The organism is Zobellella maritima, from assembly GCF_003075035.1.
GTDB classification, from domain to species: domain Bacteria; phylum Pseudomonadota; class Gammaproteobacteria; order Enterobacterales; family Aeromonadaceae; genus Oceanimonas; species Oceanimonas maritima.
The window spans coordinates 1395062-1419337 of sequence record NZ_QCZE01000001.1; the positions used below are offsets into that span (position 1 = coordinate 1395062).

General features: G+C 60.5%; 23 protein-coding genes. 10 read left to right on the forward strand and 13 right to left on the reverse strand.

Annotated features, from left to right (window positions below; all coding sequences use genetic code 11):
• The first annotated feature begins 179 nt into the window (after window positions 1–179).
• Window positions 180–1340: a Na/Pi symporter gene (locus tag DCS96_RS06380; protein ID WP_116473476.1), complete on the forward strand. Its 1161-nt coding sequence runs from the start codon at window positions 180–182 to the stop codon at window positions 1338–1340.
• A 49-nt stretch (window positions 1341–1389) separates the two neighbouring features.
• Here DCS96_RS06380 and DCS96_RS06385 read toward each other — a convergent pair whose 3' ends face one another.
• From DCS96_RS06385 to DCS96_RS06410, 6 genes are all read right to left on the reverse strand, one after another.
• Window positions 1390–2265 carry a DMT family transporter gene (locus DCS96_RS06385; protein ID WP_116473477.1) on the reverse strand — a complete coding sequence of 292 codons (876 nt, stop codon included), beginning with the start codon at window positions 2263–2265 and terminating at the stop codon, window positions 1390–1392.
• Between the two features lie 99 nt (window positions 2266–2364).
• A complete protein-coding gene (locus tag DCS96_RS06390; RefSeq protein ID WP_116473478.1) occupies window positions 2365–3081 on the reverse strand; it encodes a helix-turn-helix domain-containing protein in 717 nt (238 codons plus the stop codon).
• 142 nt (window positions 3082–3223) lie between these two features.
• Window positions 3224–3805, reverse strand: coding sequence for a DJ-1/PfpI family protein (locus tag DCS96_RS06395; RefSeq protein ID WP_116473479.1), 582 nt, complete (start codon window positions 3803–3805; stop codon window positions 3224–3226).
• Window positions 3806–3931: 126 nt separating this feature from the next.
• Complete coding sequence (gene purK, locus DCS96_RS06400) at window positions 3932–4999, reverse strand: 5-(carboxyamino)imidazole ribonucleotide synthase (RefSeq protein WP_116473480.1); 1068 nt, start codon at window positions 4997–4999, stop codon at window positions 3932–3934.
• A complete protein-coding gene (purE, locus tag DCS96_RS06405) occupies window positions 4996–5490 on the reverse strand; it encodes a 5-(carboxyamino)imidazole ribonucleotide mutase (RefSeq protein ID WP_116473481.1) in 495 nt (164 codons plus the stop codon). The genes purK and purE overlap by 4 nt, the downstream gene beginning before the upstream one ends.
• Window positions 5491–5498: 8 nt before the next feature.
• Window positions 5499–6470 (reverse strand): sodium-dependent bicarbonate transport family permease, encoded by a 972-nt coding sequence (locus DCS96_RS06410; RefSeq protein ID WP_232818195.1) that lies wholly within the window; start codon window positions 6468–6470, stop codon window positions 5499–5501.
• 103 nt (window positions 6471–6573) lie between these two features.
• On the opposite strand from DCS96_RS06410, the gene DCS96_RS06415 reads away from it, so the two are divergent.
• Both DCS96_RS06415 and DCS96_RS06420 read left to right on the forward strand, forming a co-directional pair.
• The gene (locus DCS96_RS06415; RefSeq protein ID WP_116473483.1) at window positions 6574–7560 is read left to right on the forward strand and encodes a LysR family transcriptional regulator; all 987 of its coding nucleotides are present in this window, start codon (window positions 6574–6576) and stop codon (window positions 7558–7560) included.
• A 19-nt stretch (window positions 7561–7579) separates the two neighbouring features.
• The gene (locus DCS96_RS06420; RefSeq protein WP_116473484.1) at window positions 7580–8608 is read left to right on the forward strand and encodes a DUF2157 domain-containing protein; all 1029 of its coding nucleotides are present in this window, start codon (window positions 7580–7582) and stop codon (window positions 8606–8608) included.
• Here the strand turns inward: DCS96_RS06420 and DCS96_RS06425 are convergent.
• The 3 genes from DCS96_RS06425 to capB all read right to left on the reverse strand — a co-directional run bounded on the left by DCS96_RS06425 (window position 8605) and on the right by capB (window position 13512).
• Complete coding sequence (locus tag DCS96_RS06425) at window positions 8605–9549, reverse strand: AraC-like ligand-binding domain-containing protein (RefSeq protein ID WP_198649937.1); 945 nt, start codon at window positions 9547–9549, stop codon at window positions 8605–8607. The genes DCS96_RS06420 and DCS96_RS06425 overlap by 4 nt on opposite strands.
• Before the next feature lie 115 nt (window positions 9550–9664).
• Window positions 9665–11746 carry a caprolactamase subunit alpha gene (gene capA, locus DCS96_RS06430; RefSeq protein WP_116473486.1) on the reverse strand — a complete coding sequence of 694 codons (2082 nt, stop codon included), beginning with the start codon at window positions 11744–11746 and terminating at the stop codon, window positions 9665–9667.
• 26 nt (window positions 11747–11772) lie between these two features.
• Window positions 11773–13512: a caprolactamase subunit beta gene (capB, locus tag DCS96_RS06435; protein ID WP_116473487.1), complete on the reverse strand. Its 1740-nt coding sequence runs from the start codon at window positions 13510–13512 to the stop codon at window positions 11773–11775.
• Between the two features lie 299 nt (window positions 13513–13811).
• On the opposite strand from capB, the gene DCS96_RS06440 reads away from it, so the two are divergent.
• From DCS96_RS06440 to DCS96_RS06470, 6 genes are all read left to right on the forward strand, one after another.
• The gene (locus DCS96_RS06440; RefSeq protein WP_116473488.1) at window positions 13812–15152 is read left to right on the forward strand and encodes a purine-cytosine permease family protein; all 1341 of its coding nucleotides are present in this window, start codon (window positions 13812–13814) and stop codon (window positions 15150–15152) included.
• Window positions 15153–15443: 291 nt separating this feature from the next.
• The gene (gene siaA, locus DCS96_RS06450; protein WP_116473490.1) at window positions 15444–17417 is read left to right on the forward strand and encodes a biofilm regulation protein phosphatase SiaA; all 1974 of its coding nucleotides are present in this window, start codon (window positions 15444–15446) and stop codon (window positions 17415–17417) included.
• Window positions 17418–17432: 15 nt separating this feature from the next.
• Window positions 17433–17975, forward strand: a complete 543-nt coding sequence (gene siaB / locus DCS96_RS06455; protein WP_116473491.1) for a biofilm regulation protein kinase SiaB — start codon at window positions 17433–17435, stop codon at window positions 17973–17975.
• A gap of 20 nt (window positions 17976–17995) precedes the next feature.
• Window positions 17996–18382, forward strand: coding sequence for a biofilm regulation phosphoprotein SiaC (gene siaC / locus DCS96_RS06460; RefSeq protein WP_269801892.1), 387 nt, complete (start codon window positions 17996–17998; stop codon window positions 18380–18382).
• On the forward strand, window positions 18375–19178 hold the full coding sequence (gene siaD, locus DCS96_RS06465) for a biofilm regulation diguanylate cyclase SiaD (protein ID WP_116473492.1): 804 nt from the start codon (window positions 18375–18377) through the stop codon (window positions 19176–19178). The genes siaC and siaD overlap by 8 nt, the downstream gene beginning before the upstream one ends.
• A gap of 53 nt (window positions 19179–19231) precedes the next feature.
• Window positions 19232–20281, forward strand: a complete 1050-nt coding sequence (locus DCS96_RS06470) for an NADP(H)-dependent aldo-keto reductase (RefSeq protein ID WP_116473493.1) — start codon at window positions 19232–19234, stop codon at window positions 20279–20281.
• 52 nt (window positions 20282–20333) lie between these two features.
• Here DCS96_RS06470 and DCS96_RS06475 read toward each other — a convergent pair whose 3' ends face one another.
• From DCS96_RS06475 to DCS96_RS06495, 4 genes are all read right to left on the reverse strand, one after another.
• Window positions 20334–20813, reverse strand: coding sequence for an SRPBCC family protein (locus DCS96_RS06475; RefSeq protein ID WP_116473494.1), 480 nt, complete (start codon window positions 20811–20813; stop codon window positions 20334–20336).
• 27 nt (window positions 20814–20840) lie between these two features.
• On the reverse strand, window positions 20841–21467 hold the full coding sequence (locus tag DCS96_RS06480) for a LolA family protein (RefSeq protein WP_116473495.1): 627 nt from the start codon (window positions 21465–21467) through the stop codon (window positions 20841–20843).
• Between the two features lie 2 nt (window positions 21468–21469).
• Window positions 21470–21871 carry a cupredoxin domain-containing protein gene (locus DCS96_RS06485; protein ID WP_198649938.1) on the reverse strand — a complete coding sequence of 134 codons (402 nt, stop codon included), beginning with the start codon at window positions 21869–21871 and terminating at the stop codon, window positions 21470–21472.
• Window positions 21872–22192: 321 nt separating this feature from the next.
• On the reverse strand, window positions 22193–23221 hold the full coding sequence (locus tag DCS96_RS06495; RefSeq protein ID WP_232818196.1) for an aminomethyltransferase family protein: 1029 nt from the start codon (window positions 23219–23221) through the stop codon (window positions 22193–22195).
• Between the two features lie 193 nt (window positions 23222–23414).
• Here DCS96_RS06495 and DCS96_RS06500 point away from each other — a divergent pair, with 193 nt between their 5' ends.
• A complete protein-coding gene (locus tag DCS96_RS06500) occupies window positions 23415–24272 on the forward strand; it encodes a LysR family transcriptional regulator (protein WP_116473497.1) in 858 nt (285 codons plus the stop codon).
• Window positions 24273–24276 lie beyond the last annotated feature (4 nt).

Sequence of the window (24276 nt, forward strand, 5' to 3'; positions counted from 1 at the left end):
CCTTTCACCGCCATCATGACAACTGCTTCGGAAACCACCCACTTAATGCGACAGGAATAGCTTCGTATGGACCTTGTTACGCCGGCCCTGCAATAAAACAGTCATAAAACTGTCGCATTGTAATAAAACCGTCATCTTTCCTCGGCATAGTGCCGCCAATCCAGAAATGAGGAAACATGATGAACCTTGAGTCCACCGCCATTCCCGGCACCGCAAACGAGCGCAGCCAGTCCAGCTGGCTGTCCTGGCTGCTGGTTTCATTCCTGATTTATGTACTGCTGGCCGCCGTAGGCGCCATCGGCTCCGGCTTCAAGGCCGCCGCCGGCAGCAATGCCCAGGAACTGTTTGCCTTCGCCTCCAATCCGGGTATCGCGTTGATCATCGGGGTGGTGGCCACCGCCCTGATCCAGAGCTCCAGCACAGTCACTTCCATTATCGTCGGCATGGTCGCCGGTGGCCTGCCGATTGCCATCGCCATTCCCATGATAATGGGCGCCAATATCGGCACCTCGCTCACCAGCACCCTGGTCAGCCTGGGCCATATTCGCAATGGCGAAGAATTCAGGCGAGCCTTTTCAGCCGCCACCGTGCATGACAGCTTCAACATCCTCGCCGTGGCCATATTGCTGCCGCTGGAGCTGCTGTTCCGCCCTCTGGCCACCGCTTCCGAGTTCCTTGCCGGTCTGTTGGTCAGTGACGCCAGCGTCAGCATGAGCGGCATGAACTTCATGAAGGTGCTGCTCTCGCCCGCTTCCGACATGCTCAAGGCCAGCGTGGCCTGGCTGCCCGGTATCTGGTCCGGCGTGGCGCTGATCCTGATCGGCATCGGCCTGATCCTGCTGGTGGTCACCCAGATAGGCAAGGTACTGCGCACCCTGATGGTGGGGCGCGCCATGAACATACTGCACACCGCCGTGGGCCGCGGCCCCGCCTCGGGCATGGCCTCCGGCACCCTGATCACCGTGCTGGTGCAGTCATCCTCCACCACCACCTCGTTGATCGTCCCCCTGGCCGGCACAGGTGTATTTTCCCTGAAGCAGGTGTATCCCTTTATCCTGGGCAGCAATATCGGTACCACCATCACCGCCCTGCTGGCTGCCACCGCCATCAACGGTGCCGCGGCAACGGTTGCGCTGCAAATCGCCCTGGTGCATCTGCTGTTCAACCTGCTGGCCATCGGCATGATTTACGTATTGCCCTTGCTGCGCCAGGTGCCGGTGCGCATGGCCGAAACTCTGGCCATGCAGGCCCAGCGCAACAAGGGCTATGTGGCAGCCTATATCGGCGGCGTGTTCTTCGCCCTGCCGCTGATGATGGTTGGCCTCAGCCGGTTGCTCTAAGGATTTTCCTCGTCGGCTGCCTTGCCAGGACAGGCAAAGGCAGCCGGTATTATCCGGATACCCCTTCCTCCTTCAGCATCGCCGACCTACGCGGCCTGAGATTAGCCACCCCGGCCCCCAGCATGACCAGCATCAGGGCCGCAATCGTGGCCGGTCGCCAGTCATTGATTCCCGCCAGCACCAGCACCACGGACGACAGCAGCGGCGTGCCGAAACTCAGGGAAGCCAGCAATGGCCGGTTGCCCTGCTTCAGACCCCGATCCCACAGGTAGAAGGCGCCACCCACCGGCCCCAGACCCAACAGCAGGGCTCCCAGTCCCTCCCTGGCCGAAAGCGGCCAGTGCCCCTGCTCTGTGGCCAGATGCACCAGCAGCGACAGCAGGGCCACCGCCAGCGACACCCAGCCGATATCCTCGGCCTTGCCCTTGGTGCGAGACAAATACCAGGAATAACCGGCCCAGATCAGCGCACAACACAATGCCAGGCCATAGCCCACCAGGCCAGCGTTACTCGGGCCAGCATCTCCTGAAGGCGCGATCAGCACCGCCACCCCGCCAAAACCCAGCAGGCTGCCCAGGCCGGCAAGGTGCCGTCGCCCGCGACCGGCCACCAGCAGGCTGAGCAGCAAGGGCCACAGGTAGACAATCAGGCTGACTTCCAGCGCCGGCGCCCACTTCAGGGCGGTAAAATAACACCAGTGAAAGCCAAACAGGCCGGTGATGCCCACCAGCCACTGACCGGGGCTCAGGTCGGGCGGACTCAGCATCGGCCGGCGATGGATCAGCCGCCCTGCAAACATCAACAGCGTCGAAACACTGAAACAGATAAAAAGCAGCTGAAAAGCCGGAATGGCGGTGGTGAGGGCACCCAGCAGCGCCAGCAGGCTCCACAGGCTGATCGCCATTATCCCTTGTAATGTGGCCATGACTCTTTGCTCGATAGGAATATATTGCAGCAGAGTGTATAAGCTAATGGCCTGACAAATTGTGCCAAGAAGCCGATAGACTTGCCCGGACGGATGCTTTTAGCGTAAACGGCGGGGCGACAGCCCGAAGTGGGCACGAAAACGGCGGCTGAATGCCGAGGCATTCTGAAACCCCACCCGTTCGGCGATAATGGCGATGGGCATGTCGGTAAAAGACAGCAGCGAGCGGGCCTTTTCCATACGCAGCTGCTGCAGATACTGGCCGGTAGTCATGCCCAGCTGTTGTTTGAACAGAGTCTTGTACTGGCTGACGCTCAGGAAGCTGATGGCCGCCAGCTCGCTCAGACTGGGGGTCCGTGCCAAATCCTGCTTCAGATGCTGTACCGCCCGCTGCAGGCGCGGGTCCAGCCGGGGTTGCCAGTCCTGCTCCTCCAGCAGCCGGTAGAACAGCCGACCCATGTCCCGGATCAGGTCCGGGTTGCTTTTCTGTTGCAGCTGAGTTTCGACAAATTCGCTGTAACGCTGCAGACCCGGAGACAATGCCACAAAGGGGGTCTCGAGCCGTTGCATGGCGACGGGCAGCGTCGGCAGATCTACCACCAGGAAGCGCGCCTGCTGCTCGGCGGCAAAGCTGTGCAGTTCCCCCGCCGGGATCACCACGCACCGGGACGGCCCCACCCGACCACGCTGCCCGGCCAGTTCGATATCAATACGTCCCTGCAGCGGCAACACCAGCTGTGCATAGGCATGATGATGAGCACTCACGGTCAGGGTATAGGAGCGGATGGAAAAACGGAGTTCAGGCGCGACTGCCAAGGGGGGGATTTCCTCGAAAGATGAGAATAAGCCTGCTCAGGGTAAGGCTGGTCTGGTGTTTTGCCAACCCTGGCCGGGCAACATGCCTATGGGGCTGAAAGAACTGTTACCCTCCCACCCGGTACGGTGGGAGGCAACGGCATCAGAGGGTAACTCGGGTCCCCAATACCTGTAAAAAGGCCGCCAGCCAGGCCGGGTGCGCGGGCCAGGCGGGCGCCGTGACCAGGTTGCCGTCGACATGTACCTGATCCACCGGGATATCCATCCATTCACCGCCGGCCAACGCCACTTCAGGGCCCGCCGCCGGATAGGCAGAGCAGCACTTGCCCTTGAGCACGCCGGCGGCGGCCAGCAACTGGGGACCATGGCAGACGGCGGCAATGGGTTTATCGGCATCGGCAAAATGGCGCACCATCTCCAGCACCCTGGGGTTAAGACGCAGATATTCCGGAGAACGTCCGCCCGGCACCAGCAGGGCGTCATACTCCGCTTCCTGAATCTCGTTGAAATTGGCATTAAGGGTAAAGTTGTGGCCACGCTTTTCGCTGTAGGTCTGATCGCCTTCGAAGTCGTGGATGGCGGTCCGTACCTGCTCCCCGGCCTGTTTATCGGGACATACCGCATGCACCTGATGGCCGACCATAGAGAGTGCCTGAAACGGCACCATGACTTCGTAGTCCTCGACGTAGTCGCCCACCAGCATCAGAATTTTTTTCGCAGCCATCTTCCCGTCTCCCGCAAGTGAAAAAGCCTCATAAAGATAGCAGAATACAAGCGGTGCAAGATGACAACGATATGATGTTTGCAGGAGGAAAGAGATTGCCCGGGCGCGGCCGGGCAACCGGTGGCATCAGGCCAGTTCGTTACCGATCCAGGCCAGTACTTCGCCGTAGTTGTCCGGCAGCAGGGGCTCCAGCTGCGCGAGGGCCTGTTTGATTTCGGCAGTAGTGCCCAGGCAGAAGTTGATATGCCCTACCTTGCGGCCGGGACGGACTTCCTTGCCGTACCAGTACAGCTCGGCGCCGGGCACCGACAGCCAGGCGTTGTCCCGCTCCACGCCGACCAGGTTGACCATGAAACAGGTATTTTTCACCGCAGGGGTGACCAGCGGTAAACCCGCCACGGCCCGCAGATGGCTTTCGAACTGGCTGACGTTGGCGCCGGCCTGGGTCCAGTGCCCGCTGTTGTGCACCCGGGGCGCCAGCTCGTTGATCAGCAGGTGATCGCCAACCCGGAAACATTCCATGGCCATCACCCCCACATAGTCGAGGGAGTCCATCAGCTTGCCCAGCATCTGCTCGGCTTCAGCCTGTAGGCCAGCCAGCCGGGCCAGAGGCGCAACTGACGCCAGCAATATGCCGTTGACATGCAGGTTAAGGGTCAGCGGATAGAAAAAGCACCGGCCATCATCACCCCGCATGCCGACCAAGGACACTTCTTCATCGAAGTTGATGGCCTGCTCGGCAATGCAGTGGTCATGCCAGCCGTCGGGTACCTCGGATTGCTCGGCGGCCTTCAGCCAATGCTGGCCACGGCCGTCATAACCGCCGCTGCGGCGCTTGAGCAGCACCCGCTCGCCCAGCGCCTGGTGCAGCTCGGCGGCATCCATCTCGCCTTCAACCAGACGCCAAGGCGCGGTGGCGAGATCCAGCTGGTCGATCAGGCTCTTCTGAGTGAAACGATCGGCCAGGGTGGGAAAGGTCCCCAGGTTGACAAAGCCCGGGTGGCTGGCCAGCTGGCGGGTCGCCGGGGTATCGGGCCATTGCTCCCGTTCGGCGGTCACCTGCTCGTGGGGTTGCAACGGCAGGGTATCCTGCGATTCGATATCAACAGGACAAACCTGCAAATCCAGTGGCATGCCCGCATGAACCAGCATCTGGCCCAGCTGGCCGGCACCCAGTACCCAGATACGACTCATGCTTCCTCCCGGGGGTCAGCCTGCTCCAGCACGGCATCGGTCTGCTCTTTACGGAAGGCTTCCAGGCGGCTGGCCAGCTCCGGATCGTTATTAGCCAGGATCTGACAGGCCAGCAAGCCGGCATTGAAGGCACCAGCGGTGCCAATGGCCAGGGTGCCTACGGCAATGCCCTTGGGCATCTGCACGATGGACAGCAGGCTGTCCATACCGCTCAATGCCTTGCTCTGCACAGGGACGCCCAGCACCGGCAGACGAGTCTTGGCGGCAACCATGCCCGGCAGGTGGGCGGCGCCGCCGGCACCGGCGATGATCACTTCAAAGCCGCGGTCAACCGCCTGCTCGCCGAATTGCATCAGTTTGTCCGGGGTCCTGTGGGCCGACACCACGTCCACGACATAAGACACCTGCAGTTTATCCATGATTTCTGCGGCGGCCTGCATGGTGGGCCAATCACTTTTCGAGCCCATGATGACGGCGACTTTTGCTTGCATGACAACTCCTAGTAAACAACATTCAAGATTTGGTGGTACAGGGGGACCCCCAGTATAACATTAAAGGGGAAAGTCACCGCTAGTGCTGCCAGCATCGCCAGGCCGATATCTGCTTCTTTTATCGCCCCGCCGATGGCGGCCGGTGCCGCTATATAGGAGGCGCTGGCGGTCAGAGCGGTCAATATCAATGCCGTGCCCAAAGGCAGACCCAATGCGGCACTGGCCATGATGCCCAGCAATGACAGGGTCAGGGGCGCAAGGACGGCAAACAGCATCAGCCGCCAGTGATGCCAGGGCACCGGGCTCAGGGCCTTGGCGGCGCACAACCCCATCTCCAGCAAAAACAGCGCCAGCAGGCCCTTGAACGCGGTCAGGAACAGGGTACTGACCGGCGCTGCCTCGGGCCCGTAAAAATAGCCGATCAGCACCCCGCCGGCCAGCAGCACCACGCCCCGGCTGGTCAGGGCCTCATGCCAGATATGGCCATTGGACGCCATGACTCCCTGTCCTGCCAACCGTTTGTACAGATAGATGGCCACCACAATGGCGGGCAGTTCCAGCAGCACCAGATAGAGGGTGGTCTGGGGAGCTATGGTCATGCTCCGACTTTCTGCATAGGCCAGGGCCACGGCAAAGGTACCGGCACTGACCGAACCGTAATGGGCGGCGATACTGGCACTGTTGGCCGAGTTCAGGCGCAGCAACCGGCGGCACAGGGGATAACACAGCAGCGGGATCAGCACGCCGAGTCCGGCAATCATCAGCAGTTCGGGTACCAACCGCCAGCTCATATGGCCATGCAGAGCCAGCCCCCCCTTGAAGCCGATGGTCAGCATCAGCAATATACTCAGGGTATCGTAGGCCGCCTGCGGAACCTTTAAATCCGACTTGGCGAGCCCCGCCGCCACCCCCAATGCAAAAAACGCCACGACCACATCCGGCATAACCTCTCCCCACTGTTCATCAATTCGCTTGTTCATCGACGGGCCCGAAGGCCGGCAGACGTTGTGATGGCGACATTGTGCGGATCACGGAGTATAGTTACCAATAAATGTTAACAGCAACCAGCATAGACAATTATCTATGAACATTCGTCATCTCACCTTCCGCCTGTTGCAGGTCTATGTTGCAGTGGTCCGACTGGGCTCCGTTTCCCAGGCTGCGCGCCAGCTGCACCTGACCCAGCCGACCGTATCCCAACAACTGAAACGCCTGGGCGAAGCGGTCGGTGAACCCCTGATCGACATTCAGGATAACCGGCTCAAACCGACCCTGGTCGGCACCGAGCTGTATCATGCGGCCCTGGACGCGCTGACCCGCTTCGAGGATTTCGACAGTTTCCTGGTCGATGCCCGTCAGGGCATTCGCGGCAACTTCAGCATCGGTGTGGTGACCACCGCCAAGTACATACTGCCCCGCCTGCTGGGCCCCTTTAACCGCCAGTTTCCCGGTATAGAGGTGACCATTCATGTGGGTAATCGGGGTCATATCCTGCAGCGCCACCAGCACCAGCAGGACGACCTGTACCTGTTCAGTCATCCGCCGGCGGGAGAGCACACCCTGAACGGCCGCTTTATCCGTAACCCGCTGGTGTTGATAGCGCCATCTGATCATTGGGCCGCCCGCCGCCCACCGGGCCGCTTTAGCGATCTGCTGCAGGAACGTTTTTTGCTGCGCGAGCCCGGCAGCGCCACCCGTATGGTGTTTGAAGAATGGCTCCGGGAGCGCAACCTGCAGCTGACCAAACTGATGCAGATTGAAAGCAACGAGGTGATCCGCATGAGCGTGGAGCAGGGGCTGGGGTTGGCGGTGCTGTCCGAGCATACCCTGGCCGAGGGGCAACAGCAGGTGGCCGTGCTGCCCCTGGAGGAATTCCCGCTTCACAGCCACTGGTATCTGGTGTGTCACAAAAACCGGCGGCTGCCCTATGCGGCGGCCAACTTTGTGCACTATATCAATGATAATCTCGCGCGCTGCATCGACCCCCGCTATATCCGCAACGAGCTGGAGCTCATGCTGGCGCATATCGCTCGACAAAGCAGCAAAGCAGACACACTCGGACCCGGGTGACAACGCAGGACCCGACCCTATGCATCTGGATAAACACAAGCTGAAGCGCGCCGCCGACCGGGGGCTGCTGCGACCGGAGCAGGTCGAGCCCCTGTGGCGTTTTTTAACGGCCCAGGACCCGCGGCAGACCCGGTTTCAGTTTTCCCATATTCTCTACTACCTGGGCGGGCTGATGGCCATCGGCGCCATGAGTCTGTTCATGACCCTGGGCTGGCAACAATTCGGGGGCTGGGCGCTGGTAACAACAGGCCTGTTGTACGCCCTCGCCGGCCTGGGACTGACCGAGTGGTTCAGGGCCCGCCGTCTGTTTATCCCGACGGGTATCTGTGCCGTTCTGGTCGTGGTGCTCACTCCCCTCACCCTCTACGGTTGGCAATATGCCCAGGGCTGGTGGGAGCCCGGTGGTCCTTATCCGATGTTATTCGGATCGGGCCACTGGCGCCCACTTTCCCTGGAACTGGCGACCCTGGCCGTTGCCGCCATCATGCTGTGGCGTTACCGGCTGCCCTTGCTAATGTTACCCCTGGCCGCCACCCTCTGGTTTCTCGTTCTCGACACCAGCGGCTGGTTGCTGGACGAACGCCCGGAGGTTCAACAGTGGGCCTCGCTCTGGTGTGGATTGCTGATGACGATGGCCGCCATCCGGATCGAGCTGGCCAACGACTCACGCCAGGACTTTGCCTTCTGGCTGTATCTCTGGGGGGGCACCACTTTCTGGGCCGGGCTGAGCCTGCTCCAGCTGGGCGGCAATGAACCCGGCCCCGAGTATCTGGTGGGCAACCTGCTGATGATCCTGCTCGGCACCCTGTTGGTACGACGTATCCTGGTCGGGCTCGGCGGCCTGGGCACCGCCTGGTATCTGGGATATCTGGCCTGGGAGGTATTTGCCGACAGCCTGCTGTTCCCGCTGGCGCTGACGGCCATTGGCCTGGCGGTGATGGGACTCGGCATCTTCTGGCAGCGCCACCAGCGGCGACTGACCGAACGACTGCTCGCTATGCTGCCGCCGCGCCTGAGCGCCTTGCTGGCTCGCCGGGCCGAGGATTAACCCTCCTGCCTGGCCTGCTTGGGCGTGATCCCAAAGCGGGTCTTGAAACACCGGCAGAAATGGGCCTGGTCGTTGAAGCCCCATTTATAGGCGATATCCGCCAGGGTACGCCGGCCACCGGGCTGCCTGATGTCGGCCAGCGCCGACTGCAGGCGGATTTCCTTGATCCACTGGCCCACGCTCAGCTCGGCGCCTTCGAACAGCTTGTGCAGGTAGCGAACCGAGATCCCGCAAGCATGAGCGATGCTCTCCGGCGACAGCTGGGAACTGCGGATATGCTGGCGGATATACTGCTCCACCCGCTGCACATGCACCTGGCGCAAGCTGCTGTCTTCACTGGCGATGGCCCGTTCATCGCCCTCGACCGCCAGCGAAAACAGTTCGATCAGCTGACGCAGCAGCACCGCCGTCTGTTGATCGTCGAGATAGGCAACCTGGTTGGTGATGCTGCGGAAGTAATCAAAAAATACCGCGCCCAGGCCCTGGCTGCGGTCGAACTCGGCAAACAGGTAACGTTCGGGTAGGCGCAGGCGCGAACGCAGCAAGGAACCCGGCACCCGCAGCACCCACAGGCTATTGTCCCGGCCGTATTCGAACTCATAGGGCTTGTCGCTGCGTTCGAGGATAAAAGCCCCCGGGCGGCAGCGCACGCTGCGCCGATCCTGGCTGAAGCTGACCTCACTCTGTTCGGGTATGGTGATCAGATAATGGTGATCTTCGTGCTGATGGATATGCTGTTTCAGCCGTTGATAACAGGTGGGCGAGCTGCTGAGAAAAGAAATGCTGAACGGCGGCACTTCCCAGCGCCACAGCTGTCCGAAAAAACGCTCCTGCTGGTTGAAGCGCAGGGCCATATCGAAATAGGTGCTGCCGATAACGCCTTTCCAGTAATCTTGCCGTTCGGCCATCGGCAACAGGGTGGTCTGATGACAAGAGTGCATATGAGCTTCCTCGCAATTCCTTTGCGTGACGGCAGCTAAAAAAACCGCCGGTCCCATGATAAACCGGGCCCGGCGGTGCTCACAAGGCACGTGTGACTAAAGTCTTATCGCGCTTTTACTTGAGGCGGGTCAGCCGGTAGCAGTTGTTGGGCTCCAGCACCAGGCACCAGCCGGGGCGCACCACTATGTTGGTGGTCGGCTCTTCCACCACCGCCGGGCCCATGATCTCCAGCCCCACGTCGAGCCGTTCGCCGCTGTAGACGCCGGTTTCAATCCAGTGGCCGTCGGCATCGAACAACATGGGCCTGTGACCCACCAGGGCGTCGGTCAGGGTATGGCCGGCGGCATCCAATTGTTGCACCGGTGGCTTGCTCACCTTGCCGGTGAGGGTGGATTCGATGTTCACCAGCTCCACCGGGTTGTTCGGCTCGCTGTAGGTATACAGCTCTTCGTGCCGCTGGTGGAAAGCCTCCAGCATGACATCCACCGTCTCCGGGGTGATCTTGCCACCGGGGATCTCCACCGGACACTCGTGGATCTGACCCTGATAACGCATTTCCACGCTGCGCGACAGGCTGATATCGCCAAGCCTGAAGCCATCGGCCAGCAGATGCTCGGTGCCCTGGCTTTCCAGCTCGTGAAAGCGCTCGTTGAGGAATTTCAGCTCCGCTTCCCGGTGGATGGGCATGGGCTCCGAGGCCAGATAGTTGTAGCGTACGTCCGAGATGATCTGGCCGAAGGCGCAGAATACCGAGGCCACCTTGGGCACCAGCACGGTACGGCTGCCGATTTCCTCGGCCAGGGCGGTAATGTGCATGCCGGAGGCGCCACCTGCGCAGATCAGGGCGAAATCACGGGGGTCATAGCCCCGCTCGATGGATACCCGGCGAATACCGTTGACCATATTCAGGTTGACGATGGTGCTGATGCCGTAGGCGGCCTTTTCCACACTGATGCCGAGCGGATCGGCCACCTGGGTTTTCACCGCCTGCCAGGCCGCCTCCCGATCCAGTCGGATGGTGCCGCCCAGCACGGCGTCCGGGTTCAGGTAGCCGAGCACCAGGTTGGCATCGGTCACCGTCGGTCGGGTGCCGCCCTTGCCGTAGCACACCGGGCCCGGGGTGGCGCCCGCACTTTCGGGGCCCACCTGCAGCATGCCGAATTCGTCCACCTGACAGATGGAGCCGCCGCCGGCACCCAGGGTTTCCACCTGGATCATGGGCACGCCGATACGGTAACGCAAGAAGTCGATGTCCTTGCTCAGGTTGGTCTGACTGTCCTTGGTCAGGGTGATGTCGAATGAGGTGCCGCCCATGTCGACGGTGATCACGTTCTCGATACCGAAGGGTTTGGCGACATACAAGCCGGCCTGGGGCGCCGAGGCCGGACCCGAGTTGATGGCATTGACCGCCCGCCCCTGCATGGCCTCGCCGATGGCCAGACCGCCGTTGGACTGGAAATAACGCACCGGATACTTGGCGCCCAGGCTCTTGAAGTAATCGTCGATACGCTCCACATAACGGCGCATGACCGGGCTCAGGTAGGCGTTGACAACGGTGGTGGAGGTACGGGTGTATTCGCGGATCTGCGGATACACCTCACTGCCGGTACACACGAAGACCCCGGGCATCAGCTGCTCAACCAGCTCCTTGGCACGCCGCTCGTGGGCCGGGTTACGCACCGCCCACAGGAAGGAGATGGCCACACTTTCGACGCCTTGCTCCTTGAAACAAGCCACCGCCTCGCGGATCTGCTCTTCGTTGAGCGGGCTGTGCTCTGTGCCGTCGGCCAGAAAGCGTCCATCGATACCCCGACGCAGATGCCGCGGCACTATCATGTGCGCCGGCGGGAAGTCGGCCTCGTAACGATACCCCTCTTCCTTGTGACCCAGGCGTATCTCTATGCTGTCTTCATGGCCGGTGCTGCACAGCAGGCCCACCTTGACCCCCTTCTTTTCAATCAGGGCGTTCAGCGCAACTGTGGTGCCGTTGATGCACAGATCGCATTCCTGCACTATCTGACTCACCGGCTTGTTCAGGGCCTCGGCAATCTGGCCCAGGCCGTTACGGATGGCAATGGTGCCGTCCTCGGGAGTCGACGGGCTCTTGAATACCCGGATGTTGCCGTCGTTCTCGGCCAGTACAAAGTCGGTAAAGGTGCCGCCGGCATCCACGCCCAGACGATATTTACTACGCATAATCGGTTTCCTTCCTTAAAACAGTGTCAGCCACGCAGGTGTTCGGTTGCAGCCAGGTCAATACTCAGATCGTCGGGGTTCAGTTTGACGCCGTACTCCAGCTCGGCCGCTTCCAGTGATACCAGGCCGTTGCGCACGTCCTGTTGTACTGCCTTCGGATCCCGCTCTAAAGCTGGCCCGTAACCGCCGCCGCCCGGGTTGACATTGGTCACCCGCTCACCGGGCTTGATGGTGATGATGGTGTTGTGCTTGTGTACGATTTCCTGCTCCGGGGTGTTGACCACCAACTTGCCCAGCTTGGGCTCCAGCAGCCTGTTCTCGGCCCCCGCCGCGCCCATGGTGGGGATCTGCCGGCCTTCGCCGAAGGCAATCACCTGCATCTCGTGATCTCTCGGCTCCACTTCCCAGGCCGTGCCCGAGCCCCCCCGGTACTTGCCGGCACCGCCGCTGTCCTGCAGCAGGCCGTAGCGGTGAATGATGATGGGATAGGTGTATTCGAGCAGTTCCACGTCGCCGGAGCTGAGCGCACCGAAGCAGCACAAGGGGCCCACCGCATGCCAGCCATCCATGACCTGGGTGGCACCGGCACCGGAGATAATGGACGCCAGTACCATGGTCACGTACTGCTCGCCGCTGCGCGGATCCATGCCCGCAATGTTAATGCCGCTGGCATGGCCCCAGGACGCGGTGACCCGCTCGGGTGCCGCCTGCTCCAGGGCCTGGCGCACGGCGTCGGTCAGGGTTTCCATCGGCGTGGTGGTACAGTTGACGTGAGGCGCCGGCTCCACCGCATTGCACAGGGTGCCTTTCTCACCCAGATCCACAGTCACACAGCGATACAGGCCCTCGTTGTAGGGGGGCGGCAGCTGGGCAAACATCATCAGGCCCAGATAGACACCGGACAGGGAATTGCCCTCATAGGAATTGATAAAATAGGGGATTTGCGGCGGACTCTGCACCGCAATATGCAATTGGTCGCCGGTGACCGTGATGGTGCTGGATATTTCCAGCTCGCCAAAGCCGTGACCGGCGTCTTCCAGCACGGCACTGCCCTGGTAGACACCGTCGGGCACGTCCCGGATCAATGAGCGCATCTGCCGGTCCGCCATGTCCTTCAGCTCGGCAATACAGGCCTTGACCGTCTCCACCCCGTATTTGTCGAGCAGGGCGAGCAGGTTGCGCTCCCCTACCCGGCAGGCGCCGAACTGGGCGTTGATGTCGCCTTCCTGATCCCGGCGGGCACGCATGTTGGTGAGCAGCAGGTTGATCACGTCGTCCCGGCGCTTGCCCTTTTCCCACAGCTTGACCGGTGGAATACGCAGGCCCTCGGCATAGATTTCCTTGGCATCCGGGTTATATCCCGCCGGTACCGGGCCGCCGATATCGGTGAGGTGGCCCTTGCACACTGTCCAGAACACCAGCTCGCCCTGATAGAACACCGGCTTGTACATACAGCAGTCGAGGATATGGCTGCCCTTGTAGGCGGGATCATTGTGGTAGATGACATCCCCTTCCTGAACGTCGCCATCATAAAACTCGGCCACCGCCTTCATCGCCGGGATCAATGACCCCAGATGAATGGGAATGTCCTGGCCCTGAAGGATCATCTCGGGAAAATGGTCGAACAGGGCGTTACTGTAATCATGAGCCAGGTTGAACACGCTGGAGCGCCCGGTTTTTTCGAGGGTGAGGGTCATTTCCCGTTGGGTGGTTTCCAGCGCTCCGCGCACCACCGCCAGGGTTATGGGATCTACATGTGTGGCCATCGTCTACCTTCCGTTTTATGACTGCCTTGAATGAGTTTTTAACGACTTGTTACCAGGTCGTATGCCAGGGGCAGTATAAAATCCGCGTTGGCCCGAATAATTGACGCTGGGTGCACCGGGTTTTGACCCTGAGGGAACAGGCCGCTGATGGCAGATCCCCGACTCCCCCAATGCACTAAAAGACAAGAACCGGTGCACCCGGATGCAATCCCCTGCAGCCACAGTATCCCTATGCTGATGCCTGGTTTACCCGGGCTTAACAGGGGTTAAGCCCGTCATCACACGACAAGGAGTTCACCGTGGCCCAACTCAATCAACCACAATCGCAAGGCAGCGATCCGGACTTTACCCGGTCGCCGGTCCCCAACCACGCACGCATGCCTCGCTTCGGCCTGACCATGGCCTGGTGGTCGGTGTGCAGCGCCATGTTCTGGCTGGTGGTATCCGCCACCCTGGCACTGCATTACGGCACCCTCAATACCCTGGCAGGGCTCGTTCTGTCGGCAGCCTGCTTCAGCCTGATCAACGGCGTGATCAGCCGCTACGCCATCCGCACCGGACTGTCGGTCGGGCTGTTTTCCCAGACCCTGTTCGGCCGCTCCGGAGCGGCGCTGGCGACGCTGATCTTCTTCGCCACCGCCATCTATTACGGGGTGTTCGAAGGCTCGGTGATCGCCGTGGCGATCCAGGCCTATTTCCCCTCGCTGACCCTCAACCAGGCCTACCTGTTGGTAGTGCTGTACAGCGTGCCGCTGGTGCTGGGCAGCGTGCAACGCTGGCTGGACAAGCTGAACGGCGTGCTGCTGCCTTTTTATCTGCTTGGCCTGGCCACCGCCGTGGTGATGACCCTGAACACCTATGGCTACAGCCATGCCTGGCTCGAACTGGGACCGGAAGGCGGCGCCCCGGCCGACGGCTGGTGGCATTGCTTTACCACCTTCATGGGGGTGTGGATCCTGATGATGTACACCTGGGACTATGCCCGCTTCGGCAAGACCGAAGACACCGGCTACCATGCCCGCTTCAACTTCGGCCTGCCCTTCTACCTGTTTACCTTCGTGCTCAACGGCGTCGTGGGCATCTTTCTCGCCGCCAGCATTCCCACCGACGGCGCTGTTACCGAGGTGTCCGTGGTGCTGGCACTGCTGAAACTGATGGGCTTTGCCGGCCTGATGTTTGTCTGGGTCAGCCAGACCCGCATCAACACCGCCAACTTCTATCTTGCCACCGTCAACCTGCAGAGCTGCGTCGAGAAAGGGCTGACGCTGCGGCTTTCCAAGCTGGTCTGCGGTGGCTTGGTGGGCGGCATCGTCTATCTGCTGATGCTGACCGACGTGTTCGCCTTTATCCTGCAGGCACTGGCCTATCAGGGCATTTTCGTGGTGGCCTGGGTAGGCATAGCGCTCAGCCATATCTGTTTCGATGGCGATACCCTGTGTCATGGCGAGCAGGCGCCGGCCATTCGCGGGGCCGGGGTCGGCACCTGGTTTGTCGCCGCCGGCCTGGGTATCGGCTGCCTCGAAGCGGGTGGCGACTGGGCCCACTGGTCGGCGCCGGTTTCGGTGTTGAGTGCCTTCGGCCTGTACAGCCTGTTTAACCGCAAGGTCCCTGCCGGCGCTCCGAAGCAGGAACAGGTTTAAAATCGCCGGACGGGTCAGCCATGTGGTTGCGCTGACCCGTTACCTTGGTTACGGCGTATCGCCGGGCCACCCACGCCTCCTGGCCGCCCCCACCTTGATGGAACCCAAGCGGATCCCTTTCCCCGCCCTGCAGATGGCTCAATATATCGCCACCCGCATCACACGCCGATTCGGTCCCATGCCCTTTATCAAAATGTCCGTGCATTTCACAGGGACAAAAGATAAATTAGCGGGTCAGGGTCGCGAACGGCACCCTGGCATCAAACAAGATAGATCATAAGGAACTCCGGCATGGCAATTTGGGGGCATGGGCTCAGGGCGAAATCCATTATGGCCCTGCTGATTGCCTGCCTGGTAGCCCTGCTTCCCTCGGGCCTGATCGGCTGGCAGGTACTCGGTGCGGTACAGGACCATTTCGGCAAGGCGTATGCCCGCAACTTCACCCTGCTCAGCCGCCAGCAGATACTGGCCCCCGTATCCCGAGAACTGGCCCTGGCCCAGCGGTTGGCCGGCTCCGTGATTACCCGCAGCTGGCTGCGGGATGAAGCCAACACCGACAAAACCGCCCTTTTCTTCGAGGAAGCCCAGGGCTATGCCGATGACTTTCGCAGCCATTCCTACTTTATTGCCAGCGCCCGCTCGAATCAGTATTACTTCAATGATCCCGACAAGGTATTCAGCACGGCCCCCCGCTACCAGCTTGACCCGGACAAGACGGATGACGCCTGGTTTTTCAATTCCATGGCCGGCAAGGCCCCCTACAATATCAACGTCAACCCGGACACCCAACTCGGGCTGACCCGGGTGTGGATCAATGTACTGATCCGGGACGGGGAGCAACCGCTGGGGATGGCCGGCACCGGCATGGATCTGAGTGCCTTTATCGACCAGTTTATCCGCACCGACGAACCCGGGGTAACGCCGATAATCATCGACAAGCAAGGCGCCATACAGGCCCACCCCGACACCAGCGTTATCGCCTTCGGCGCCACCACCGGCGCCGAGCTGCAGGGGCATCATCTGTTCGCCATGGTCGGCCCGCAGCAAGACCAGAGCCGCCTGCGCCTGGCCCTGGCGCGGGCCGAACGGTCTCCCGAACAGGTCATACTGGAGTGGGTCACCCTCAACGGCCATCGCCAGCTACTGGCGCTGGCGTATATTCCCGAATTGCAGTGGTATGTGGTCACCGCCGTGGATGTGGCGGTTGCCAATATCCTGGAGCGCCCCTGGCTACACAAGGCGCTGTTCGTCCTAATGCTGATGCTGGCGCTGCTGGTGCTGGCCCTGGTCTATGCGGTGGACAAGCTGTTGCTGAGTCCATTGCAACGATTGCAGGGATCGGCGTCGGCCATTGCCGAAGGTCGCTTCGATGTCAGCCTGCCACCGCCTTCCAAAGATGAGATAGGTGATCTCAGCCAGGCCTTCGGGGTCATGGCTGAAAAGATAAAGCAGCACAGGACAGAGCTGGAAGACAAGATCGTCGCCCGTACCCGGGAATTGGAAAAAAGCCACCGACAAATCAATGACTCCATCGACTATGCCAGCCTGTTGCAGCGGGCCATACTGCCCGACCGCCAGCTGACCCAGGTGCTGGGGGAGAGCCACTTTGTCATATGGCGGCCCCGGGACGTGGTCGGCGGTGATTTCTACCTGTTTCAGCAGGACGGTGACCGTTTCCTGCTGGGCCTGGTCGACTGCGCAGGACACGGTGTACCCGGTGCCCTAATGACCATGCTGGCCCGGGCTGCCCTGGATCATGCCATCACCCAATCCGGCATCCGGTCACCGGCGGCCGTACTGAAACAGGCGGATCTTACCCTGAGAGGCATGCTGCAGGACTGTGAGCTGCCACGGAGTCTGGCCACCAACATGGATGCGGCGTTGGCCTTCATCGACCCAGAACAACAACGGCTGGTGTTTGCCGGCGCCAAAATGTCGCTGTACTGGAGCGATGGCCGGCAGGTGGAGGAAATCAAGGGCAATCGCAGGCCACTGGTGGGCCGACATAGTGGCGACTATCAGGATGTCAGCCTCGATTTCAGGCCCGAGCGCATCTATTACCTGACCACCGACGGATATCTGGATCAGGCCGGTGGAGACAAAGGCTTTGGCCTGGGCAATACCCGTTTCCACCAGTTGCTGAAGGAACATGCCGCCAAACCGCTGGCGGAGCAAGCGGACGCCCTCACACAGGCGCTGGATGAATACAGCGGCGATTATCCCCAGCGAGACGACATTACCCTACTGGCCTTCAGAGCAGAATGACCCGAGGACAATGCCATGCACCATATCGAACTGCTCTCGTTACGAGAACAATTTAACCAAAACCGGATATTAATTTGTTTTAACGGCGCCATCTCCCACAGCCTGATTGAAGAAATCGGCAATGCCCTGAAAAATTACCTGCACGAAGACCAGGCCAAGCCCTCGGCAGCCATGGATGTCTTCGCCGTCTATATCGAGCTGACCCAGAATATTCGTCACTACGCCCAAAGGCGGGGTTATAGTGAAATGGAAGGCGCCGCCACCGTGGTCGTCGCCAAGGATAAGGACAACCACTACCGGGTACTTGCCGGCAACCTGGTGGAGCTCGCCGACGGCCAGGCATTGTGTGACCGGGTAACCACCATGGCCGCCATGGACAAGACGGAGTTGAAAGCCGCCTATAAGGCCCAGCTACGCCGGCCACGGAACGACAACCAGCACGGCGACGCCGGGCTGGGCCTGCTGGAGGTCGCTCGCAAGACGTCTCACCCCCTGGTCTCCAAACTGACTGAAATCGGAGACAACCGAGCTTTTTTCAGCCTGCTGGCTGTCATATGAAAGTACAACGGAAATTAACCATGACCATGAACTCTCTCAATATCGAAGGTAGTCGCTCGACCCCCCAGATCCGCTGCGATGCCGACACCGGAGTGATTACCATGCGGGGGGATGCTTACCCGGAAAACTCATTCGAGTTTTTCAACGGACTGATTGACTGGGTTGCCCAATACCTTGCCGAAACCAGCCATCCCCTGATGCTGGAGCTGCATCTGGTCTATATGAACACCAGCAGTGTCAAGGCGATGATGGATATCTTCGACATGCTCGAAGAGGCCCATCAACAGGGAAAAGACGTCGCCGTTCACTGGCATTACGACCCGGAAAATGAACGGGTGGTTGAACTGGCGGAAGAGTTCAGGGAAGATTTAACTTTCCCATTTACCATCAGCAGCGTCGATGAGTAGTCACCAGCCCATACCCGAAGACGACGCCGACCAGGATGCCTGGCTCGAAGCCCTGCTCCAGGATCCGGCCAATGGCAACAATCCCCTGCTGCCGGCCCTGCAACTGCTCTGCCGGCGAGAGCTGGAGCACAAAAAACGCCTGACCCGCCTGCTGCGCATTTCCGATGGCTATTACAGCTTGGCCAAGGCCGAGAGCAAGTCGCTGCTTGAACGCTGCGACCGGCACATCCGTCGCCTCGAAAAAATCAGCCGTATCTCGGATCGCTATCAGCGCTCCCTGCTCGATCTGAACGAACACCTCAGACAGGCCGCCTTGCGCGATCCCCTGACCGGCCTGGCCAATCGGCGGATGATGACCGATCGCATAGCGGAAGAACAGGAAAGAGCCAGGCGTAGGCACACCGACTTCACCCTTGCCATGCTGGATGTGGACTATTTCAAGAAAATCAATGATACCCATGGCCATGAAATGGGGGATCGGGCGCTGTGTTCCATCGCCGAGGCCATCAACAGCAATCTGAGAAACTATGATCTCGGGGCCCGCTGGGGAGGTGAGGAATTCATGATATTGCTGCCCCACACCAGCCTGAAGGAAGCCGGGGATATCTGTACCCGGATGCAGAGGGCCCTGGCCGGCATCAAGCTGGAACAGACCGGCCAGCCACTGAATATCACCGCCAGTATCGGCCTGACCGCCTACCGGGGCCGGGAGGAATACACCCAGACCATAGGCAGGGCCGACCAGGCGCTGCTGCGGGCCAAACGCAGGGGCCGCAACCGCATCGAGACAGCCTGAAGTCACTCCGCCGCCTGACTCACCCTACGCTCACCGACAAGGGATATATACCGATGAAATACCAACAACTGGGTACCACTGACCTCAAGGTCAGCCTGCTCGGCCTGGGGACCATGACCTGGGGGGAACAGAATAACGAACAGCAGGCCCACGCCCAGCTGGAGATGGCACTCGACTACGGCGTCAACCTGATCGATACCGCCGAGATGTACCCGATCCCGCCAAGCCAGGACACCCAGGGGGCCACCGAGCGCATGATAGGCAACTGGCTGAGTACCTCGGGCAAGCGTGACCGGGTGGTGCTGGCCACCAAGGCGGTGGGCCCCTCCCGCAACCCCGTTCGACCTTCCTATTTCCGTGGCGGCCAGGCAAAACTAGACCGGGCCAACCTGTTTCAGGCGGTCGATGACAGCCTGCGCCGGCTGAAAACCGATTATATCGATCTGTATCAGTTGCACTGGCCCGATCGCAGCACCAATGTCTTCGGACAGCTGGGTTTTCAGGCCATGGTGGACGAACAAACCGTGCCCATAGAGGAAACCCTGCAGGCACTGCAGGCATTGCAACAAAGCGGCAAGATCCGTCACTTCGGGGTATCCAACGAGACCCCCTGGGGGATGCATCAATTCCTGCTGCAGGCCGAACGCCATGGTTTACCCCGCCCGGCCAGCATCCAGAATCCCTATCACCTGCTCAACCGCACCTTCGAGGTCGGTTTGTCCGAGTTCAGCCTGCGAGAAGGGGTCGGACTGCTGGCCTACTCACCGCTGGCCTTCGGCCTGCTCACCGGAAAATATGACCAAGAGGCGTTGCCCGCCAATGCCCGCCTGACCCTGTACAGCCGCTTTAAACGCTATCTGGATCCCCAGGCCAGGGCGGCAGCCACTCGTTATGTGGCGCTCGCCCGAGAACATGACCTGAGTCCGGCTCAGCTGGCACTGGCCTTTGTCAACAGCCGGCCTTTTGTTACCAGCAACCTGATCGGCGCCACCAACCTGACACAACTGCAGGAAAACCTGGAAAGCATCCACTTGACGCTGAGCGACCAGCTGCTGCAGGCTATCGAGGCCATTCATCTGTCCCGGCCCAATCCCTGTATTTAAGATTAACGCGATAGCCGGCCTACCGATTTCAATCGCGGCCATGATGACCCCGTCAGCACCGCCCGGTACCAATAAGCCGGGCATCAAGCTGCCGGGCCAGGCCCAGGGCGCCATCGGCCATGACCGCATTATGGCTCCATACAAATATCGGCCGGGCGATGGGCGCCGTCAGGTTCATCCACAGCCGGGTAGTAGTCACCTGCCATTCATACCGAATGCTTGTCACCCCGCTCTGTTCAGACAAACGCCAGCGACCAAGCCCGCTGAGATCGCCACTGGCTACCCCTTCGATCAGCCGGGGTGACCGATGGCGAGTCACCCGTATATCAAAACAGAGACGGTATCCCAACCGGCTTTTCCAATGGTATCTGTATACCCTGCCGATACCGTTAGCATCACCCGGGGCCAACTGCTCTACCCCCTCCAGTCCCCGCCACCAGGCGGGCCAGTGTGTGGAATGCCGGATCACCCCGTATACCTCCTCGATAGGAGCGACTATCTGCCAGATGCTCACCATACTGAATGTCGCCATCAACGCCACCCTTCCTGACCACCCGGCTCAGGGAGTAAAGAAGTCATCGGGTAACCGGGGATCAAGTTCGATATTCTCCATCAGGACAGTCTCGATTTCCTGCCCCTGCCGGTCAAAGCTGACCACCTTGAGCGGGAACAGGTTGTCGCTGTCGAGCCAAATTTCATAGCGGGCCACCTCGCCCACCGTCGTCCGCCCCTTGCCATCGACAATCAGGTGCAGGGCACTTTTCTCGCCGATGGCGGTTTCTCCCAGCAGCCCGACTTCTCCCTGCCGCTGTAACGCCTGCAGGTTGGCCAGCAGGGTACCGACATCGGACTGATCGACCCTGTGTCCCTTGGCACTGCGCACCAGACGATTATCCGGGCTGAGGGAAAAACCGGGGTGACGGTGGGGCGAACCAAACGGCCACAGACGGACCCGGCGGCTAAGCGGACTGTAGATAAGCACGGCCCCCTTGAATGGCGAGACAAGATCCATGCGGACAAATCCGGGCTTGCGATAACCATAACGCATGATCTGCATGTCACCCGGGCCCAGGCTGCGCAGCGTCAGCCGGTAGGATGACAATCGTTCGAAGCGCGCCCGTGCCTCGGCCACCGGATCGGCATCCATCCATCCCAGGGTCATCACCAGTAACAGCTCTGTCAACATGGTTACTCCACCACCTCCAGCGTCCCCACCATGCCCTTTTCCTTGTGGCTGGCAAAAAACAACAGCTTTTCCTGACAATAGAAGGTGATGCTGCCCACGGCCCGAGGGGTAAAATTCACCCTTGTCTCTCTTTCGCCCAGGGTAATATCGACATCGATGCCCGCCCGGGGCGACCAGATAACCAGGCTGTGAGGCACCAGCCCCGGCTCCTTGCTGACCACAAGCTCCACCGGCACGCCGACCTTCACCACTATATGATCCGGGTTGAAAAAATGACTGCCTCCCTTGATATGCACACGCTGCACCCCGTCTGCGGCTATCGTGGCCGTCAAGGGGGCGGACAAGGCAGGGCCCGCCAACAGCAGCGCCACTCCCAGTAACCAGCCCTTGTATCTCGCCATCATGCACCCGGCCCCTGCCCCGTTTCCGGCATCACCATCGCCAGGGCAGGCTTTCAATCACGGTACCTTCAGCATAGCAAGACAGGGACCCGCCGGATGCCGGTAAAGGCCAGGCTTAGCGGTCAGCTGCCCAGCACCACCGTCTTCCCCTGGTGGATAAATACCCGCTGTTCGATAGGGTACTGGATGGCTCGGCCTTGTTTTCCAGGTTCACCGGCAGGTGGTAGAAGGGAATATGGCGCCAATCCGCCAACCGTTGCAGTTCCGGATGGTTGGAGATAATGGCTGGGTCTCGGCGGCGCGGCCGGCAATGATAATACTCTTCTAGGCCATCAGCACCTGCATGGCCTCGGTGCCGCAAGGGGTAATGCTGAACTCGTCTCCCGCCTCCATCAACGCCTCCCACACATACAGCCCGTAGCTGGCCCGCACCTTAACGTCAAAGCTCAACTCACCGGTAAAGGAGATACGGAATATATGCGCCTCTACCCCGGCTAGGGTGGCCGGTCGCCAGTCCATAGGCCTGAAGGTCTTGCCGGACAGCTCCACATCCTCGGCCACCTTCTCCAACACCTTGCGGCTAGCGGGGCCCGATACCGTCATGGTCGCCCAATGATCGGTGACATCGGTCAAGGATACTTCCAACTCCGGACATTCGCTCCGCTGCCACAGCTCCAGCCACTGCAATACACCTTCCGTATCGTCGTGGGGGGTGATGAGGAAGCGGTTATCACCGAGGCAGGTGATCACGTCATCATCGATAAGAGAACCATCTTCCTTGCGCAGCTGACCGTAACAGCACTTGCCCACATCCAGGCCGGTGTGGGTGTAGGTGCGGTTGAGCAAGGTCCGGGCATCCGCGCCCTGTATCACGATACCGCCCCTGGCCGAGGTATCCATGATCCCCACGCTACGGCGGCTTGCCTGGCATTCCCGTGCGACCGCCTGGTGGAGGTTCTCGCCTTGTTTTGGGAAAAACCAGGGACGCCGCCACAGACCCGTATCTTCGAACTCGGCGCCCCGCCGAACATGCCAGGCGTGCAGGGGAGTCACACGTGCCGGCTCGAACAAGAGACGCCCATCGCGTCCGGTGCGGGACCCGCAGGCCATAGGGGGAGTTCCGGGACGGCGCTGAAGGTCGCCTTTTTCTGGAAGGCGGTCGTTCCGGCTCGGAGCGATGCCGAACTTCTCATGGCCTGCAGCCGGCAGCGGGAACGGAGGATGGCTGTCCACCAGCTGTGGCTGCCAGTCGGTCACACCGGGTACGACGCCGATAAGGGCATCCCACCACTGCGGTTTGCAGCTGCCAGCCCCGGTCGGGTGCCTATGGGGGTTTTTTGAATACTTTGACATGCTGTCACCTGTTCCTTCTGGCTTGCTGGAAGCGGGAGGGTGGCATCCTGTCCGGCCAATCCCCGGTGGTCGCCCGGAGCTCCCATTCATCATTTCGTGGTTGTAAAACAATCGTAAGACAAGGCTTTTCATTTGTTAAATTAATAGAAATAATGCAATCATTAATAAACCAAATTTACCTGGATGATATGGGATGAAAAATCTGCCGACGGATCTGTTGCGTACCTTTGTCACCATCAATCAGCTGGGGGGCTTTACCCAGGCCGGCGAACTGCTGGGCCGCTCCCAACCCGCCATCAGCCTGCAGGTCAAACGCCTGGAGGAGCAGCTCAATGTGCGCCTGTTTAACCGTGCCCATGGCCTGCAACTGACCGAGGAAGGCCAGTTGCTGATGAGCTACGCCCAGAAAATGCTCGATCTGAACGATGCCGTGGTATCCCGGCTGGACTCGCCCAAGGTCATCGGTACGGTTCGCCTGGGGATCCCCAACGATTTTGAAGTGTCTTTCCTCGCCACCACCCTGGGGCGCTTTGCCCAGGCCTACCCCGATGTCACCCTGGATGTGAGCAGTGACATCAGCGTCAACCTGCTGCATGACTACCGGAAGGGGGAGTACGACCTGGTGATGGCCATGGAAGAAAGCCACCAGCAACAGGGGCAGCTGAGCGACTTTATCCTGGAGCCCCTGGTGTGGGTGCGCAGCAACAACCTGGTGCTGAACGCAGATGCTCCCCTGCCGCTGATCCTCTATCCCAAGGGCTGCCTGTATCGTCAGTCGATGATCCGTGCCCTGACCGATGCCAATATTTCCTGGCGCATTATCTACAGTTCTTACAGCCTGCTCGGCATACAGGCGGCGATCAAGGCCGGCCTCGGCATCAGCGCCCTGGCCAAAAGCACGGTGCCCGACGGGCTGGAGGCCTCGATGGAATATAACGGCTGTCCCAGCCTGGGCAGCGTCTCCGTCGGATTCTGCTACAACGGGGCCGAGCTCAGCCCCGCCGGACGCATGCTGCTGGATTATTTGAAAACCGGACTGAACAGGTTGTAGGCGG